Source organism: Methanosarcina sp. MSH10X1, from assembly GCF_004099695.1.
In the GTDB taxonomy this organism is placed as follows: domain Archaea; phylum Halobacteriota; class Methanosarcinia; order Methanosarcinales; family Methanosarcinaceae; genus Methanosarcina.
Genome location: NZ_SCHL01000006.1, coordinates 72,923 through 92,441, shown reverse-complemented (window position 1 = coordinate 92,441; position 19,519 = coordinate 72,923). Strand labels below are relative to the sequence as shown.

The 19,519-nt window shown below is 40.4% G+C and carries 15 protein-coding genes; 6 read left to right on the top strand and 9 right to left on the bottom strand.

Features of this window, described 5'->3' with window-relative positions:
- The first annotated feature begins 22 nt into the window (after positions 1-22).
- Positions 23-718 (top strand): DUF2110 family protein, encoded by a 696-nt coding sequence (locus EQO05_RS07055; RefSeq protein WP_128505076.1) that lies wholly within the window; start codon positions 23-25, stop codon positions 716-718.
- A 157-nt stretch (positions 719-875) separates the two neighbouring features.
- Here the strand turns inward: EQO05_RS07055 and EQO05_RS07050 are convergent, their stop codons facing one another.
- On the bottom strand, positions 876-1,613 hold the full coding sequence (locus tag EQO05_RS07050; RefSeq protein WP_128505074.1) for a V4R domain-containing protein: 738 nt from the start codon (positions 1,611-1,613) through the stop codon (positions 876-878).
- 358 nt (positions 1,614-1,971) lie between these two features.
- Between EQO05_RS07050 and EQO05_RS07045 the strand changes: the two genes are divergently transcribed.
- Both EQO05_RS07045 and EQO05_RS07040 read left to right on the top strand, forming a co-directional pair.
- Entirely contained in the window at positions 1,972-2,724 is a 753-nt protein-coding gene (locus EQO05_RS07045) for a PspA/IM30 family protein (RefSeq protein WP_128505072.1), read from the top strand.
- Positions 2,725-2,727: 3 nt separating this feature from the next.
- Complete coding sequence (locus EQO05_RS07040) at positions 2,728-3,006, top strand: hypothetical protein (RefSeq protein WP_128505070.1); 279 nt, start codon at positions 2,728-2,730, stop codon at positions 3,004-3,006.
- 64 nt (positions 3,007-3,070) lie between these two features.
- On the opposite strand, the gene EQO05_RS07035 is transcribed toward EQO05_RS07040, so the two are convergent.
- The 3 genes from EQO05_RS07035 to EQO05_RS07025 form a co-directional block, all read right to left on the bottom strand.
- Positions 3,071-3,511 (bottom strand): universal stress protein, encoded by a 441-nt coding sequence (locus tag EQO05_RS07035; protein ID WP_205793728.1) that lies wholly within the window; start codon positions 3,509-3,511, stop codon positions 3,071-3,073.
- Positions 3,512-4,333: 822 nt separating this feature from the next.
- Entirely contained in the window at positions 4,334-4,933 is a 600-nt protein-coding gene (locus EQO05_RS07030; RefSeq protein ID WP_128505066.1) for a thiamine-phosphate synthase family protein, read from the bottom strand.
- Positions 4,934-5,093: 160 nt separating this feature from the next.
- Entirely contained in the window at positions 5,094-6,317 is a 1,224-nt protein-coding gene (locus EQO05_RS07025) for a hypothetical protein (RefSeq protein WP_128505064.1), read from the bottom strand.
- A gap of 330 nt (positions 6,318-6,647) precedes the next feature.
- Between EQO05_RS07025 and splB the strand changes: the two genes are divergently transcribed.
- The 3 genes from splB to EQO05_RS07000 all read left to right on the top strand — a co-directional run bounded on the left by splB (position 6,648) and on the right by EQO05_RS07000 (position 14,269).
- Positions 6,648-7,676: a spore photoproduct lyase gene (gene splB, locus EQO05_RS07020; protein ID WP_128505062.1), complete on the top strand. Its 1,029-nt coding sequence runs from the start codon at positions 6,648-6,650 to the stop codon at positions 7,674-7,676.
- A 616-nt stretch (positions 7,677-8,292) separates the two neighbouring features.
- Entirely contained in the window at positions 8,293-11,994 is a 3,702-nt protein-coding gene (locus tag EQO05_RS15765) for a PGF-pre-PGF domain-containing protein (RefSeq protein ID WP_205793726.1), read from the top strand.
- A gap of 514 nt (positions 11,995-12,508) precedes the next feature.
- Positions 12,509-14,269 carry a hypothetical protein gene (locus EQO05_RS07000; RefSeq protein WP_128505060.1) on the top strand — a complete coding sequence of 587 codons (1,761 nt, stop codon included), beginning with the start codon at positions 12,509-12,511 and terminating at the stop codon, positions 14,267-14,269.
- A gap of 57 nt (positions 14,270-14,326) precedes the next feature.
- Here the strand turns inward: EQO05_RS07000 and EQO05_RS06995 are convergent, their stop codons facing one another.
- The 5 genes from EQO05_RS06995 to EQO05_RS06975 form a co-directional block, all read right to left on the bottom strand.
- On the bottom strand, positions 14,327-14,947 hold the full coding sequence (locus tag EQO05_RS06995; protein ID WP_128505058.1) for a hypothetical protein: 621 nt from the start codon (positions 14,945-14,947) through the stop codon (positions 14,327-14,329).
- Positions 14,940-15,140 (bottom strand): hypothetical protein, encoded by a 201-nt coding sequence (locus EQO05_RS06990; RefSeq protein WP_128505056.1) that lies wholly within the window; start codon positions 15,138-15,140, stop codon positions 14,940-14,942. The genes EQO05_RS06995 and EQO05_RS06990 overlap by 8 nt, the downstream gene beginning before the upstream one ends.
- Positions 15,133-15,879: a TIGR04255 family protein gene (locus EQO05_RS06985; protein ID WP_164888492.1), complete on the bottom strand. Its 747-nt coding sequence runs from the start codon at positions 15,877-15,879 to the stop codon at positions 15,133-15,135. Before EQO05_RS06985 ends, EQO05_RS06990 begins: the two co-directional genes overlap by 8 nt.
- Positions 15,880-16,620: 741 nt before the next feature.
- Entirely contained in the window at positions 16,621-17,370 is a 750-nt protein-coding gene (locus EQO05_RS06980; protein ID WP_128505052.1) for a restriction endonuclease, read from the bottom strand.
- 54 nt (positions 17,371-17,424) lie between these two features.
- Positions 17,425-19,272: a tetratricopeptide repeat protein gene (locus EQO05_RS06975; protein ID WP_128505051.1), complete on the bottom strand. Its 1,848-nt coding sequence runs from the start codon at positions 19,270-19,272 to the stop codon at positions 17,425-17,427.
- Positions 19,273-19,519: the final 247 nt, after the last annotated feature.

The window sequence follows — 19,519 nt, the reverse complement described above, 5'->3', positions numbered from 1 at the left end:
GCAGAGAATCGGTAGGAAGAATATGATAAAAGTTGTAACCCTCCAGCATATTTACGGAAAGAACCGGGAAAGGATGGCTGGTCTTTTAAAAACCCTTGTTGAGAATGAATTGAAAGAGCTTGAAGTAAAGGTTGAGATATCCATTACCCCTGAAAACTGGGCTGAATATACTCTTGAAGGCGAGGATGAGGAGGTGTCTGCGAATCTGCTGACCTCCAGATATGGGACGCCTGCAGAAAAAGCTGAACCCGGAAAGGTATACATTGGGTTTCTCCAGGCTTTCGGAGAGGATGCTTTTCTGGTAAATATCGGTGTGCCTGTTAGGGTTGAAGCCGAAGAGCTTAAAGCTCTGGGCACTGGAAGACCAAAACAACTTGCCTCCAGATTCGGCCTTATATCCCATTTGCCGGTTGAAGTCGAGGTTATTGAGGCAAATAAGAATTTAAAAGCACGCTTTACTAAAAAACAGCTTGACCTGTGGTGGAACTGGAAAAAAGCAACCACCGATAGGGTAATTGTAAACGGAGCAACCCGTTCGGAAATTAAAAGCGCAATTAAAAAAACAGGACACGGAAGGGATATTTATGAAATCGAACGTCTGGGGCTGCTGGAACATGCAATCGTGTGCCGGGAAAAAACCGATGGTCCCGGTATAGTTGCAGCAATAGGGCCTCGCCTGAAGTCTGAGATGGGAGTCATAATCGGAGAGGCTCGCTGACAGATTGCCCCTGTGAGAAAATAGGCTGAAACCCAAAAAAAAGAGCTGGCCAGAGAAACATTTTATAAGCCAGTAGGTTTTGAGGATGAGATGCGACTTAAAACCGGGAATTATTAATAATAATTTGTATGTAAATCGGCGAATATAAAAAAGGAATTTATATTGTTACCTTAAATAGGCAGTGTTCGTGCCCTGTTCCGTAACACTCGGTCTCGGTGACTTTATAATCCTTTTCCAGCTTTCCGTCAAGAATCCCTTCAATAATTCCTTCTCTTAAGGTGCAGAAAGGTTTTCCGATGACAGGCATTGATCTGGCTTTGAAACTGTCTTCAATCTGAAGAGCAGGAAACTCGGTGAGTACGGATACCCTGCATTCTCCGTGGAACTCCAGAAAATCCGCAATCTCTCTCAGGAGCTCATCAGGGGTTTCGGATCCGAAAATGGAGGAAACCGATCTTCCAAGGTCGTTTCCGATCGTTTTTACAACCGGGGCATTATCAATCCCGTATGCTTCAAAGCCAAAGCAAAGCGCATGGAACAGGATTTCCGCAAAGCAGGATCTGTCTTTTCCGTTTGTGGAAGCCTTTTCCAGCAAATTTCTGTAATGCTCTATGAAAGGTTCCTGAGAGCAGCCCATGTAGCGGGATGTTAGGGAATAAATCTTGCGGCGGCGATCTTGTGGGTCAGGGTTTTCTTCCACAAGCTCGCATGACCTTAGATTGCTGAGGTGTACGGAAATGGTTGATTTGGCTTTTGCTGTAAATTTTACGATTTCATCAAATGACCTGGGTTCTTTCCTGAGCAAATTGAGGATCTGGAGCTTAACAGGACTGCCTACTGTTATCAGTCCCTTTTCATTATAAAAAAATTCTGTTTTACTCTCAGGTTTTGCCATAATATCTTTAGATAAGTTGCATTTAGATTATATAAATCGTTCGCACATCAGCGAATAATTTCAGAATTTATATAATTATGACACTATAAAATTTCCTTATTATAAAGGTAAGTGTGGAAAGGTGAACCTCGTTCAGGAAAAAAGATTTGATTTGGTAGGAGAAATATAGGTAGAAAAGAAATACAGGTAGAAATATAGATATGCTAATAATATAATTCCTGCGAAAACCGATAAGCTGCAAAAACGCTAAAGCCGCCTGACAGGGTGCCTGAAAGGTCTTAGCAGGAATGTTAAGAAAATCATGAAAACTCAGACCGGCTCGGCTTGAGAATTTTGAAAAAAGCAAAGGGGAAAATATATGGGATTATTTTCAAGAATGGAAACGGTATTCAAATCAAAGATGAATAAGGTGCTTAACAGGATGGATGACCCGCGGGAGACGCTGGATTATTCTTACGAAAGGCAGCTTGAATTGCTCCAGAACGTAAAAAAGGGAGTTGCAGAGGTGGCAACTTCTAAAAAACGCCTCCAGCTCCAGCGTGCAAAATTGGTTCAGAACACGGAAAAACTTGAAGGTCAGGCAAGAGACGCAATAGAAGCTGGCAGGGAGGATCTTGCAAGGCTCGCTCTTGAAAGAAAGGCTGCCCTTCAGCAGCAGGTTGATGGGATTGACCGGGAAATCGCAGAGCTTGATCAGCAGCAGGAGAAACTGGTGGAGTCAGAAAAGCGCCTTTCAACAAAAGTAGAGATTTTCAGAACCCGTAAGGAGTCGATTAAGGCCCAGTATTCAGCAGCTGAAGCCCAGGTAAAAATCAATGAATCCGTTACGGGGATAAGCGAGGAAATGGCAGATGTAGGTCTTGCCCTCGAAAGGGCTGAAAACAAGACCGAAGAGATGAAGGCACGGGCTGAAGCAATTGACGAGCTTATGGAAGCCGGCACACTTGAAGACCTTACAGGCGGCAGGGATGAAATAGACCGGGAGCTTGCAAAAATCAGCACCCAGACAAATGTAGAATCCGAACTTGCCAGGCTCAAGGCCGAAACCGGAAAAGGATCTGAAAAAACGAAAGCCGGGGAAGAAAATACTGAAGAACGAAAGGGGGTCTGAGGATTGATAATCAGGATTATGGGCGAAGGCCAGTACAGAGCACCTGAGGCTCTCTGTGACGAGCTGAACCAGATCGATAACCGGATCGTGGATCTGGTTGAGGAAGGAAAAGCCGAGGAATTCCAGAGCGAACTTGCTAAATTGATCTCCGAGATAAAGAAAAAAGGGGAGCCTATTGAAGCGGAAGAGATCACGGAATCCGACATCATTGTGCCCCCCGAGGATCTGAGTCTTGAGGAAGCAAGAGACGTGTTTAAAGGCTCAGGGATTTTTAAGGATTAAAATCGCTGTTTATAACAGCTTCCCGGCACTGAGAATCAGAGTTAGCAGGCCAAAAGGCCTGCATTTATCGGATAACCATTACGGGAATCTTTGAATGCCTGACTACTTTCTCAGCTACGCTGCCAATCAGGAATTTTTTGATTCCTGTAAGGCCGTGTGTGCCCATTATAATGAGGTCAATATTGTTCTCATCGGCATATTCAAGGATCTTATCCGCCGGAATGCCTTTCAGAAATGCGGGCTTAACTTTAACCCCGGCTTCTCTTCCAAGCTTTTCCACGTTGCCAACTGCAGCCCCGCCTTTATTCGCAAGATATTCTTCAAAGGCTTCACTCCAGCCCATAACGGTCCGTGTAGTTACTGCATGCTGAGTAGAGATCACATAAAGTGCATGTACTTCAGCACCTGCTGCCTTTGCCGTGTTTATTCCATAAGAAGCCGCTCTTTCTGCATTCTCCGAGCCGTCGGTTGCGACCAGAATTCTTTTGAAAAGGCTTCCTTCCATTCTATCCACTCCCTTTCATGACATGAAAATGGTAAATCCTTTTTGTGGCGCGTCTTCCTTTTATTTTTATGATGCGTACATTCGTTTTCCTTATTTTAATTATCCATCCCACTCTTTATTCTTTAATTAAAAAATATGTGTATTAATATTAAAACTTCATCCTGACGATTTCATTCAGATGCATAGAATAGAAAATTGACTGTTCTGTACAGGTCTGAAAGTGCATTCTCCTGTTCGAGCAAGCTTTTTTCTTCGAAGGCAGAGGAGCAGGTTCAAGCCCATGGATGTATGCACATCCTTCACAGAACTCAGGCAAAGGAAAGTTACTTTAAGGCATAGACCAGAGTCCCATTTTTTACCCTGAGTACGAGATACGAACCTGCAGGGAAAGATTCTCCACGCAGGTAAACTTATTCTTTATTTTGTATCATATTACTGCCTGTATCAAACGGGAAGCATTTGATACAAATATCTTATTATGCGCAGGATCTCAGGAACTCTGTAACTCATCTTATTCTTCATTAATAAAAGCAAGAATATTTTTTTAGAACCTGCCGTAAACTGCATTATGCTAGTATGTAGTCTACTAACATGCAACATAGATTTAAATATAACAAAGTGCTATTTATTATCGCATAAAAGCGAACAAACCATACCTCTCAAAACGGATACCGAAACCGGCAATCATAACCCCTACTGATGCCGGTTAAGATTAAAAAGCCAGAAAATCGGCTTCCTTTACTCCACCGGGGAAGGGGTTTTACAATCCTTTCCTCATCCCTTTTTACCAGTTCCTATTTTCCGGCTTACAGCTTTTTAGTTTCATTTCGGCTTCTGTCCTGACTCACGGTAACTTCTGGCAAGTTCACACATCTGCTCCGCGACTTCAAGCGGGTCTTTCCCCACAAGAATACTCACCGGCTCTTTCCCAACAGCTCCGGTTTCATAAAAGACCCCTGGCATTTTTCCCCCTGCAGCCCGGATAGCTTCTTCGACTTTCCAGGAGATGGCTTCTCCTTCCGCATCTTTCAGATTCTCAGGTTCACGGCTCCGGTCGACAACTGAAAAATCCCATCCCTTCTTTTTGCAGTAAGCTTTTAGGAACTCGGCAATCTCCGGGTTATTCGCAAAATCTATAATAGACCTTATCTCAGGATCTTTTCTCCGGATTTCCAGAAGAAGGTGTGCCATATAGCCTGAAGCTCCGAATTTTATTTTTCCGATTGCTGCCGGAAATCCATCAACTACGGAAATCCTCCCGTCGATTGCAAGCACATCGTCCGGAGTAGCTGAGTCTTTTGAGGCATAAACGAAATTCGTCCGAACTTCAGGAATCAAAGCTGAGAATTCCGCACATTCTTCGATTTGTTCAAGTCCAAGGTATAAACGCCCTATCATGTCTATCTTTTCGTTGAGGTCCATAATATCACTGCCCCCATCCAGTTTATCCTATGATATCTCTTCCATATCTGCAAGTCTCGAATTTGTCAAACGCTTTGCCGGAAAAGGAGAGTCTGGCAGGAATAGTAACCTGCCAACCCCTGTGAAAGAACTTTAACCGGAAACGAGGTAACGTATGGGCTTATCCGGTACAGGTATCATTTTCCTTTAACTGGTAGAAATGATACTCGTACGGTTCCCAGGTATCATTAATGGTTCCGTCAGTAACGGTCACGGTTCGGTTCTCCCATAAGACCTCATATGTTCCATCTGGTACGCCGGTGATTATTGCATCGTTTTCCGTACCATTTGCTTCAGTAAAATCGAGCATACTGGATGATGCAACTAGTTTTCCACCATCGGCATCAGTAAACATATACGCAGTAACCGCATCTATTGTGCCGCCCGGATCTGAAGTTATACTTGTCCTGCCGCTTGTCACATTTGTTGCCAGAAGTGTACGGTTGTCGTTCATAATCCAGGGCCAGACCTGTTCGTATTTCGGCTTAAAGTCAACCCATCCTTCATAGTTTGGAGTATCGGCTGAGTATTTGTAGGCATATGAGAAAACCCCCTGCGCTCCACCTAAGATTCCCATTACAATCTGGCTTTCGTGGCGATCAGCCACTTTTTGCTCAGTATCCAGGTCCGGATCTAAATTATTCACTTCAATAGCCTGACCAAAGGCTTCGGTTGTTACATATACGGTTTTTCCTGCGTTTTTCCAGTCAGGGGCATTGGCAATAAGATTCCCATATACCCAGGCGTGCGGGCGTTCAGGATGAAATTTCGTGTAGGTAGTGAAATAACAGACATCCAGTCCCGGAATAAATTCCTCATCATCACGCCCGGTCTGCATGTCACCTAAATAATCGCCAGCAACAGCATTGGGGAAGTATCTCTTCATACCTGTGTACATACTGATAAGCGTTGAAGGATTATCTTCCTCGTCAGGGAAATAAACCCCATAGAATTCATCATCAGTAACCCCCAGGTCCCTGACGTCTCTCCAGAAGCTTTCCGTCTCCATCTGGGGACCGCCGGTAGCTACCAGATATTTCGAGATTCCCAGTTGTTTACCTCTATTAATGTTATCAACAAACTGCTGCGGAGTTATGGAGGTGCTCCATCCGAGGTGAATAAGTGTAGCATTATCTGTTAGAAACTGAGTGCCGGTCTCCCATCCCATCATCCCGTATGCCGGAGCTGTTCCACGCGGATACGGAAATTCACTGTTATTCAATGAGTTGCTATCCGATGTATTTTGTCCGTTAGATGCCAGTGCAGCCGATGAGCTGAGAATCAAAAAACAAATCAGGACTGCTGAAGTTAAAAATGTCAAGTATAAACTATCCTTATTTTTCATCTGTTTCCATCCCCCATTTCCATCTCCCTGCTGGAAGCGTATTTGAGTTACCTCGTGATTATTATAAATTTAGATGATATATATAATTACAGGCGTGTACTGTATCGATTCGAGCTTTCCGAAAAGTCAATAGAGCTTCTTGAAAAGTCAATAATGGCACGTTGTAAAAGTTGGGAGCTCTATGATACCCGGTTAATATTATTTCCAGAATGAATCCGGTACTTTACAGTGTTTCTCCGGTGGCTATAAAGTTTGCACTATAACAACGCGATAAAGAAACAGGTTTTCAAGAGGCGCTATACAGGATATTATGCGAAGGAGATGTTAACCATGAAACTGTTTTCGCCCGACAGGGTGATTTTTGAGCCAAGAGCCCTGGACTATCCCCTTGGACAGAAAATCCATGACTATTTTGAGGGTACCTCTACTGAGATCATAATAGCACCCCTTCAAAAGGTATCTTCCTTTATTCCAGGGACTACCGATGGGCAGAAATATGCAGGCGGCAAGAAAACCCTTGTCGTTACAGTCAAGAGAAGCCTGAAATTTGACGTATGCAAACCGTCCGCCGATTTCGAGTTTTCGCTGGTCACCGGCTGCCCTGCAAGCTGCGAATACTGCTACCTGTATACCACGCAGAGCAGCAAGCCTTATCTCAGGACCTATGTAAACCTGGAAGAGATCTTCGATTCCATAAAGAAGCACATCGCCCGGAACGCCGACCGGCTGACCATCTTTGAGGTGGCGAGCGCAGGCGACCCGCTGGCGATTGAACATATCACAGGCAGCCTTGCCCGGACGATCGAGTTTTTCGGAGCCCTGGATAATGCCAGGCTGCGGGTCGTAACAAAGTTTAGCAACATAGAACCTCTGCTCGGTTTGAAGCATAACGGCAGGACCCGCTTCCGTGTGAGCATCAACTCCAGGTATGTCATAGAGACCTTTGAACACAACACCGCCAGCTTCGACGAAAGGATCGAAGCCGCTTCAAAGCTCGCTGCAGCCGGTTACCCTATCGGCTTTATAGTTGCTCCAATAATGGTTTACGACCGCTGGAAAGAGGAATATCTTGAATTGTTTGACGAACTCCGGCGCAGGCTTGATACGGTCAAATCGGCTGAACCCGTTACATTCGAGCTCATCCAGCACAGGTTCACCCCAGCCGCGAAAAAGGTTATAATGGAGCGTTTCCCTGATACCCTCCTGGACATGGACGAAAACAAACGCACCCTTAAATGGGGAAAATTCGGCAGGTACAAATATGTCTATCCCAGGAAGGACGCGGTGGAAATAAGGGAATATCTAACTTCGCTAATCGAGGAAAAATTTCCGGATGCCAGGATTGAATATTTCACATGATAGTTTCAAAAAATAGGGAGCAGGATACTTTAAAGGTGACTGTGAAAGCTGTCAAAGATTCATGTGCCATTCACGCTTGATAGAATAATAAAAGGGTTCAGTTCATATGTCTTTAATCTGACTGTTTTTCTATTTTCGTTTCTTTTCTATGTCCATGTGAAGAAACCTTATATCTCTCAGTATCTTCCACCATTATTCTGGGGATAGTTTGAGTTTAGTTTATCCTGTGACATTCTAATGGGTTATTTTCTGGACTCTACCTGTTCAAGGGCATAGTGTCTATGAGTATTGCTATAGATTTTTCTATAACTGCTATTTCTCAAATTATTATGCAAAACATTCTAAATATACTCTTATAGTTTGGCAAAGATACATTTGTAGAAACTTAATTATCTGGAATGTTGCACGTTTATAAAACTAATCCCAATGGCCATCTTATTTTTAGTAATTAACAGTTTCCAGAGTTGCTCTCATAATCCGGAAATTTGATAGATTGCTTGGAGTGTAAAATTCGAAAAGCAAATCTTCGCTTCCAGGATGATCTCATTTACAAATATGGAAAGGGAGGTAAATAAAGTTGAAGAGATATTACCAGAAAGCAAAAAATGAGATTAAAATGAAGAAAAAACTCAGTATAAAAGGCGATATAAATATTAGAAAAAAATTAGTAATCTTGAGTGAACTTCTATTTCTATTTTTGTTTATAGGATCGTCAATATCGATAGCAGATACAAGATCTTCAGAAATAAACACAGCATCTGAAATTCCGAGAAATGCCATAAGCCAGATTGATGCTTCCCCAAAGCTTGCACATGCACCTGAAAACCCCGAATTTGTCAAATATCTTAACAACAAAAATTACACTCAAGGTACACCTTCCCAAAATGAGTACCAGACCGGTTTTATACCATCACCTGTAGACCTCAGTCATCTAAGAAGCAATATCTCAGCATATGTGTCCGCTCCAGCTTATTACGACCTGCGAACTCTAAACAGGGTAACAAGTGTGAAAGATCAGGGTTTTGAAGGAACTTGCTGGGCATTTGCAACTTATTCATCTATGGAATCATGTTTAATGCCGGGGGAAAATCGGGATTTTTCAGAGAATAATATGAAAAACCTGCTTTCTTCTACATATCCGGAAGGTTTTGACTTTACTTCAGATGAAGGTGGAAACAATCTCATGTCAACAGCTTATCTGGCTCGCTGGAGCGGACCAGTGAGTGAAACCGATGATCCTTACGATCCTTCTAATTATTCCTCAGTCTATTCACCCACCGTTCTGGATGTACAGAAACACGTACAGGATGTACTTATCATTCCAGGCAGGAAGAATTCAATGGACAATGATAACATAAAATATGCAGTCCAGACCTACGGAGCGGTGTTTACCACAATGTACGTGGGCACCGTCTATTATTCCCCTGATCAACGTTACTATTACTATAACGGTACTTTCTTATACCCTAACCATGGTGTGGCCATTGTGGGCTGGGATGACTCGTTTGATAAGAATCGGTTTTCCAACGTTCCTTCGGGAAACGGGGCATTTATTGTAAAAAATAGCTGGGGTGGGACCTGGGGGGAGGACGGGTATTTCTATGTTTCCTACTACGACACAAAACTCGGATACGATGGAAATGCCGTGTTCACAGCTGAAATCCCTGATAATTATGATTCCATATACCAGTATGACCCGCTCGGATGGGTCAACAGTATTGGATATAGTAACCCCACTTGCTGGTGTGCAAACATCTTTACTGCAAAATCCAATGAAGTCCTCAAAGCCGTAAGTTTCTATACAACTGACTTAAACTGCAACTATGAAATGTATATATATACTAATCCAGAGTCCGGCCCCATAAATAGAACAGCTTATATTCTTTCCCAAAGCGGTACAATTCCATTTGCAGGCTATCACACGATTCCCCTTAATTCGGGGGTTAAGCTCAAAGCAGATCAAAAGTTCTCGGTAGCCCTGAAGCTTACAACTCCAGGATACAACTACCCGGTTGCCTATGAATATCCAATGTCAGGCTACAGTAGTAAGGCAAAAGCAAATGCAGGAGAGAGCTTCATAAGCCCTGATGGAATTCGGTGGGAAGATATAGCGTTATATGACCGAAATACAAATGTGTGCATCAAGGCCTTCACCGATCCGATTCTGTTTCCTGCTGCAAACTTCAGTAGCAATGTAAGCGAAGGTTATGTCCCATTGAATGTACAGTTCAACGACAGCTCAAGAAATGTAACCGCGTGGCACTGGGACTTTGGAGATGGAACTGTTTCAACCGAGAGGAATCCGGTGCATATATATTCCAAAATAGGGCCTTATACTGTCAGCCTGACAGCAAGCAATGATAATGGTACGGATTCGAAACCTGCTACTATAACTGTTCTCAAACAGCCTCCTTATGCATATGTTGCAAACATGGGTAACAACACTATCTCTGTAATTGATACGGCAGCAGACAGTGTTACTGCCACGGTGGAAGCGGGGACTGGTCCTTATGGAATTGGAGTCAGTTCGGATGGTAAAAAGGTATATGTGGCGAACAATGACAGCAATATCGTATCTGTAATTGATACTGCAACAAACTCAGTTATAGCCACGGTACCTGTAGGAAGCGAGCCCTGGGGAGTAGCAGTAACCCCGGATGGGAAAAAAGTATATGTGGCTAATAATCTGGACAATACCACATCTGTAATTGATACTGCAACAAACTCAGTTATAGCCACGGTACCTGCAGGAATCTATCCTTCTGGAATTGCAGTCACACCGGATGGAACAAAGGTATACTTAGCGAGTTCGGCTTACTTTGAGAACTCAACAAACAATGTTGTTTCTGTAATTGATACTGCCACAAATAATGTAACAGCTTCAGTGCCCGCAGGAAACGCTTCTACAGGTATTGCAGTCACCCCGGATGGAAAAAAGATATACGTGTCGAACAGTCTGGACAACACTGTCTCTGTAATTGATACGGTTAAAAACACTATAATAGCCGCGGTGCCTGCAGGAAGTTCTCCTCAGGGGGTTGCAGCCAGCCCGGATGGAAAAAAGGTATATGTGGTGAATTACGACAGCAATACCATCTCTGTAATTGACACGGTTACAAATATTCTTATAGCCACTGTACCTGTAGGAATTAATCCTATCGGCGTTTCGTTCAACCCCGGTGAAAATGAGGCATATGTGACGAATAGTGGCAGCAACACTGTTTCTGTAATTGACACTGCTACAAACAGGGTTAAAACCACGATCAGTGTGGGAGAATTTCCTGTTGCCTTCGGGCAGTTTATAAAACAACCAGTACTTCCTTTTGCAAATTTCAACAGCAGTGTGAGCGAGGGCTATGCTCCGCTTTCTGTCCGGTTTACAGACCTCTCGAAAAATGCAATAGAATGGAGCTGGATCTTTGGAGACGGAGCTGTTTCAGCCGAGCAGAATCCAGTGCACATTTACTCTGTACCAGGTACCTATTCCGTTAACCTGACAGTAAACAATGAAAAAGGAACTGCCTCAAAGCTTGCTACAATAGCTGTCATGCAACACAGCAATTCAGACGGTGGAAGCACAGGTGGAAGCACAGGTGTAAACAGTGGGGGCAGCTACAAAAGCGGCGGAAGCCGCGGTGGTGGCGGTGGCGGCGGTTCTCCCGAGCCAGCAAGAAATGTTCAGGTTAAGGAAATTTCGCAAGCGTCTATTATAAACGGGAAACCTGTAAAGTTTAGTTTTGCAAGAAACGCCACCTGCGTCGTGTATGTGAGCTTTGATGCAAAGAAAACTCTTGGCAAGACGACAACCATTGCTGAACAGCTCAAAGGGAAATCAGCTCTGGTTTCCGGGCTTCCCGAAGGTGAAGTTTATAATTCCTTTAATGTCTGGGTCGGAAGTGGAGGAGTTGCAACTTCAAAGAACATCGAAAACCCTGTAGTGTGTTTCAAGGTTGAGAAGTCCTGGCTGCAGGATAAGAAGATTGACCGGAATTCGATCACTCTCGACAGTTACAGAGACAAAACATGGTCATATCTGCCCGCAAAACTGTTGAAAGAAGATAGCAAATACCTGTACTTCACGGCAGAAACTCCGATGTTCTCATCCTTTGCAATAACAGGGAGGGCCGTAGTGAAAGAAACCGGAAACGAAACTGAACCTGCAACCGGTGTCCAGGATGCTGGCCAAGAGAGTATTGCCGCCGGAAGTAAGGATGGACAGAAATCTGAGACGGGAAAGAGTACAAGCATACCCGGATTTGAAGCGGTTTGTGGAGTTGTCAGCTTATTTGCAGTATCTCTATACCAAAGAAAAAAGTAATAACTAATTAAGTCTGTTGTGAATAGGTGGTTAATCCACCTAATATTTTTATAATATATTTCGCGGGCAGAGAGCTTATAATATACCACTGGACAGACAGGTTATTGGTACTGGTTTTCTTCACTGGCCATATGGCTATCACATAAACTGATAAATGCGAAATTTACATTTCACACTGAACATTGAAGTGATCTTAAGTATTTTCAAACTCAGTACTTCCCTTTCTGTTTTCTTAAGCAATGCAGGATTTTGGACTTCTTTTAATGTGTTTACAAGATTTTCAATATCCCCAAAAGACAATTCTTTACTTATTTAGCCTTTAGTCCCAACAGTAAAGAAAAATTTATTTAGTTATTGTCACATATCTCATTCGGCTAATTTTATTTTCTCTGTCTCATAAGCCTGGACATCGTTTAGTAAAAGCCAAGATTTAGACATGTATGCATATAATTTAGACACATTATCCGGACTGATCCTGGTGAACTTCTTAGAAAGGAAAATAAGACTTAATTTAATGAAAACCTGCTGTATCCTTGCAGGAATATTATGCCTTGTTCTCGCCTGCCAGATAGCTGCAGCAGGCTCTTCAAATTGCCTGGACAATACAAAAAAGATAGCCGTGTATCTTCCTTCAACTGATGTCGTGGCTCATGATCCGATCTGTACTGCAATGTTTTTTGAGTACAATCCTGATTATCTTACAGACTCTACTATCACATCGAATCTCACTAAAAAGAACTACGAACTGCTTCTTGTTCCGGATAAGCATATGTCAGATAAAGCTGCTAAAGCTGTAAACAAGTACCTGAACAGTGGGGGAAAAGTCTGGTTTTTTGCCGATCCGAGGATGAAACCGGACGGTTCGATCTCGGACAATAGAATCAGTATATTGGGAAAGCCCGGTGAAATAGGGATTAGCCGTAAAAGCAATTTTACTGTAGACAATACCGACCCGATAACAACTGGTTTATCCGGATCATACAGGTCCCTGAGCACAACCAATAAATCCACATACACAAGGGCATTCAATCCTGACAGCGGCAATATATCAGGATTCAAATACAGAGTCCTGGCATCGGTACGTAAAGACGGGGATATGCTAATCAGGTTCGAGAATACTAAAACAGGAGCTAAAGCCATCTACTCGAACGAGAATATGTTCATTTCGGGCGGCTCGTGCAACTATTTCTCTAAAGATACAGCAACCCGCCTGTTCCAGAACAGTAAAAGCTGGATTCTAGGGCTTGACAAAAACACATATGGTATAAGCATCACTTATCCTAAAGGCGATAAGCAGATAACTGTGACAATAGACGATGTTATGGGAGCCGATAAGGAAATCCCAAAAACCCGTAATTTCTTCGACATGGAAAAAAGCAAGAAACTTGCAAACGTGCAGGACATGAACACTTTTTTCATCGTATCGGAAGCACAAACCTCAAAATCCGGGCTTGAGCATTTTTCCAGGTATGGGGATACGCACACAATCCATCCCCACAGAATCACCGATTGGATGGCAGGTTATACAGTCTCTCAGTTCCAGAAGAATATCACCAGAGCCGAATCAATAATGAACAAGGCTGCCGGTGTGTCAAACTACGGTTTTTCATCAATCCGTTTCCCCAATACAGCCGCAGCCATACCCGCTTATCAGGCAGCATCGAATGCAGGATTCGCAATCGATAGCAGCTACGGGTACTACACCAGCATGACTGCCCTTGGAGATACGCAGTCAAATAACGTATTTTTCCCGAAGCAGAAGCTGCTGTACGGAAAAAAGACAAATACCATAGAGATGGAAGTCCCCGGATATTTCGATATCTGCGCACCCAATGCAAATGAATTCTACAAGAAAAATACCGCAGGTCTGAAGTATTTCAAAGGAATCAATTTCCCGGCGAACTATATTATAGCCGGTCACATTCAGGGAATGATGACAAAACCGGACCTGTTCTCAAATATGTCAAAAACTCTGGATTATGTAAGTAAGAACTCCGGCTACACCGTATTCTCAACGCTGGACCAGATTGCAAAATATAACTCCCTGAAATCCGCAAAAATACAGGCATATAACACTCCAAAAGGGGTTACCATTGACATTACCACCTCAAAACCGATTAATAACTTTACAATTAAGCTGACAAATATCAAAAAAGGTTTTAAGGCTCAGTATGATGGAACCGATAAGTGTAATGTGATCAATGCAGACGGCGTTTATTATGTGTACCATACAGTCAGTCCGGGAACTCATAAAATAACTGTGACCGCTGTTTAACTGAGTATGTGATGCTCAGTTCTTTTTCTTTTAGAGAAAAAAATTACTGTGTGAAAATTAACACCTTTCATCAGCTATATCAGGCAAACCTACTCTCGAAAGATAACTAGCAAATCTCTGAGAAATATCTACTGTATATATTTCAGAAATCTTACAAACAAAGTTTTCTTTTTTAATGGCGTATAAGTATTCGGCATCTAATGAGAAGTAATGTTTAAAATCTACAATAGAGGGGGCTATCTCAAATTCAGTGCCAAAATTTAAATAGTGATATCGAGGTGTCTCGTTCTGTACTAATCTTTTATAATCAGTAGTTTCTTCTCCTTTTTTTTTGTACCTATTAATCTTTACCATAGATTTTTTTAACTCACTTAAATGTGCCCCTTCTAAAAAATGCGCAGCATTGTATAAGGGGGTTACTAATACTGATACAATCACATTATTACTAGGTACAAGCCCGCCAACGATTTTTTTATCAAGTCTTGTTTTATAATCTTGAAGCAAATCACAATCTTGAGTAAGAACCACTACATAAGGGAAGATAATTTTAGAGATCTCTACATCATTACCGCATACTTTAACGCTTTCTATATACTCAACATCCTTGAAAATATCTCCTTGAGATAGATGAGGATAGGTCTTATCTATTTCAATTATAGTAACGTGAGCTTCAGTCATTGTTAATCCGTGCCCTGATTATAACTCTCCTTGGCTTACCTGTGCTATATTTATTCTCTTCACCTTTTGTACTTGTTGAAGGAATTGTCTCATCAATTATAGGAATTTCATCTTTTCCGCTAGAATATTCTAATTCTATGTTTTTTGTTTCTGTCGAGTGGTCCTTATGGGATCTGTAATATTCATCACTCATTCATAATCACTCTGAAACGATCTTTAATACACTTTTCAAATAGATTTCCAATCTCAGTGTGAGCTTTGACTAAATTGTATTTTATATCTGTATATTCCTGCAAGGAAGCGTTTTGTGCATCAAAATCAAGTATAAACGTTTTTCTCCTAATTGGAGCAGGGAAATCTGGATTATGTATCCCGTATTTAAAAATCAAATTCATATCCTCAACCTTAAAAATAAGCTCACTAAACCCTCTTAAAATATCTTCCTTTTTCTCTGGAATGTCAAACATAGTTAATAAGTTTGGATTTAAGTACTCCTCCCAAGATAATGGATTTTTTTCGGGTAAAGAAATCTCATTTATATATCTAAGTCCCAGACGAACAACATCAATGTTTTCGTATACTTCAAATAATTTTTCAACAATGGATAAGAATTCCGACTGAAGTGCCTCAAAGGACCCATAGCTTTTCTCATATGTAATAGATAAGAAAGTTGGACTCATTACAAGGCGCTTTTCTCTCATTTTTCCATGAAAATTCCATTCAGTCCCAGCTACATTACCCTTTAACTCCACTTTTTCCTGTGGTTTAATTATAACTTCCTGCTCCATTATCGTTTTGGGTTCTGGTATTGGAAATTCCTCTAATATTGTCTTTCTCAAATTTGCTGGTAGTTCATCTGTTTTTAATGGACTTGAGAAATCTACACGAGCAATTACAAAAGATAAGTAATTTTTATTATATCTGGCACTCATCATAAATCTCCATGAATAAAACTATAATTAGTTTTTTAGAAGAATTTTTAATTAATTTTAAACAATTGATTAAGTTTTAAGTATCTAATAAGCTTTTACACTTGATTATTCTTAAATAGCATTCATAATCTACAGTTTCGCGCTTACATACTAAATAAATATAATATCTTATCACTTTTCTCCAAATGGGTGTATTAATATTTAAATTTCCCGCCCTCTCTTTTTCCGTTAGATACTTTAATTCACTCCTGTTCTTAATTCCTTTTTTTATAGCTTCGTCAGGAGTTAATACTGTAATCTCCTTCTTAGTCTCTTCCCCATATTAACGAATATCTGTGACTTAGTTACATCCAAAGACTGATATTCAATATTATAGTCACAGCGCTAAGTAATGCAATTATCAATGCGATATAGAGTGATTTTGATTGCATCAATTACAGGTATGACTATATTTGCTTCCTTTCTAATGTAACCCAGACCGTCAGCTTGGATACAATTTCCAAATATTTAGAGCAGGTGGGAACAAATATAAGCAGTAAAACAGCTATTAAAAAGTTTATTTTCTGCTTATCGCGCATTTCTCAAAATAATTTTGCTCTAAAATCAACAATAATCAACTATATATTCTGTATTCCTATAAAATACAGAGTAATTGAGTTTAGAAAAATATAGTGTGGGAAAAGGCAAAAAATAAAAGAGTCCAAAGACAGTGAAAATGGAACTTTTATGAGCCTGTTAAAATTATTTTGTGTCAAAATGATATAATATTTCATCATATGAATGTTCAAACATAAGGATTCCGTCATCTGGCCCACTAAATCCCAATTTTCCAGCAATTGCAAAGGGCCAATTATATTCTTCTGCCATATGACAAATGCCTATCAAATGTTCTCGTGTAACTCCGAAAACAGCAAAACCTTGTACCTCAGTCCTTTTTAATGCCCGTTCAGCAGACTTCTTCGATAGAAATAGTGGTATATTACCTTTAGGTGCATAAAATACTCCCATGTTTTTCCCATCTTCAGTTACTGCCATAATAGTCCAAAATGGATCACCATATGTATTTTCTTCTGGTAAAAGCCATTTATCATGGGTAAGAGACAATGAATATACATATGGTAAATCTTCAGTGGTGATTAACTCTATCCCATAGTATTTTCCTTCTAGTTTAGCTCCTTCTTGATACCCTTTAGCAGATACCATAAAACCACGAATATTATTGCAGTCATCGAGTTTTTGCTTAAATTCTCCGAATGTTCCTTTTGTTATATTCCTATTATGATTTTTACATTCGATTGCGACTTTATAAGTTATTCCTGCAATTTCAACTTGATAAAACACATCAAACTCATGTTTGGCTCCTGAACGTCCAATTTCAATATGATTCTTTTCAATTTTTGAATTCTTCAAATGCTCATTTTGCAACAATATTGAGTAAACGTTTTCAACAGTATTCTCTAACTCTTTACCTGCTTCTTGTGATTTAGACATATTTCCTCCTTATTAGTATTGAGCCTACAATCTTCCAAAAATATACAAAGAAAATCATTCCAAATCATATTCAGCTAATATTTCATCATACGAATGTTCAAAAACGAGTAGTCCTCCATTGTCTTCGAATCGCAATTTAGGTACTATTTCGATCCGACAGTCAGCCAATTTTGCCATAAGACAGATACCTCTCAAAAGTTCTCGGCTAACTCCGAATACCCCATAACCTTTCCCCCCATCGACTTCTAATACCCTCTCAGCAGACTTTTTAGAAATGAATAAATATATTCTGTTATCACGCCAGAGAAAGCGAGGCATAAGAATATTTACTATATTGCCTCTAAATGAATAGAACGCCCCCGAACTGTTTCCGTCTTCATTTGCTGTCATAATAGTCCAAAAAGGATCACCATGAACATCTTTGTTTGGCACAAGAGATTCAGTATGTGCAAGCAACATTCCTGGTATATTTGGTAACTCATCATCAGTTATCAGCTTTATACCATAACGATCCGCGTATCTTTTAGCGTCTGCATTATAGCTTTTAGTAGCTAGAATAAAACCAGTAATATTATTGCATTCATCAATTTTTGACTTAAAATGTCTGACTATTTCTTCTGTTATTCTTTTATCATAATACTGGCATTCTATTGCAGCTTTATGAGGTATTCCAGCTATTGTAAATTCATAAAAAATATCAAATTCATACGCGGTTCCCTCACGTCCCACTTCAATATGGTTCTTTTCAACTTTGAAATTTTTTAAAAACTCGTTTTTTAGCGAAACTCTGAGAAAGCTTTCAATGTAATCCTCTAGTTCTTGCCCATTCTCTTCCCACTTATACATTTGTTTAGGCATATTTCCAAGACTATTATTTATTTGCCCTAAATAGGATTGGTATGCTACGTTTTCAGATTCCTCTTTGGTGAAATCTTGTCTGATCTTTAGTGCTTTCTCATGCCATTGTCTTGCTTGCTCGACTCTTCCCATATCTGAGAGTAATTTTCCAAGATTATCGAGTAAACCTGCATAATTTGCTCTGTATATTGGGTCTTCTGAATCTCCTTTAGCTAATTTCTCATAAATTTCTAGTGCCTCTTCATATCTGTCTCTCGCTTCTTCAAGACGTCCCATATCTTTAAGCAAAACGCCAAGATTAACGAGTGTGCCTCCTACATATGATTGGTATAATGAATTTTCTGGGTATTTTTTGAGAAGCCGTTGCCTCACCTCTAGTGCTTTTTCGAGCTTTTTCTTTGCTTCTTCAATGTGCCCCATCTTAGTAAGCAAGCCGCCTAAATTGTTGAGTGTAATTGCTACATCTGACAGGTATATGGCTTTCTCAGGGGTAACTTCAAGTATTTTTTGCCTTACATCTAGCGCTTCTTCAAACCTTTGTTTCGCTTCTTTGAAACGTCCCATATTTATAAGCAAGACTCCTAAATCGTTTTGTGTCGTTGCTAAAACTGCTTGATATGATATCTCTCCGGGATTGGTTTTGAGGAGTCTTTGAGATATTGCTAGATGCATTTCATAGCATTGTTCTGCCTGAAGAAAACGTCCCATCTTGTGGAATATGTTTCCAAGAACGAAAATCTCAGTGAAACTCACCGTAAAGGTTGACTGATAAGTCTTATTTTCAGGTTCTTTTGATAATAAATTTTCACTAATTTTTAAAGCAAGAATATGATTTTCCAAGGCTTCTTCATATTTATCTACACAGTATAACAGATGTCCCTTTGTGCTCCTTAAGATGGATGTATCCCCAGGTTCATTCAATTCTTTTACTGGTTTTTCAGCTTTTTCGATCTCATTTAAAGCTTCCTTGTACTTTCCATTTTGTATAAGTTGTACACTTTTTTGAAAACATCTTCTAATTGAATCTCGCAAATAAGTGGACATAGTGAAATGTTTGGTTCACAATAGCTTAAATATTGCGTTTTTTTGCGATGTTTGCGATAAATATAACGAAAAAATTTTCTGAAAAATTTTAAAAACTCTTGTGAAAAAATAGTTTAAAAGGAGTTGTTACAAAAGGGTTAAATTTTTAAAGATTTAAAAATATTTTTGTAACGAAACTCGTGTTTTTTATTTAACTCCTTTACCTTAAAATTTAATCCCAAACTTTAAAATCTGCCCCCAAATCTTA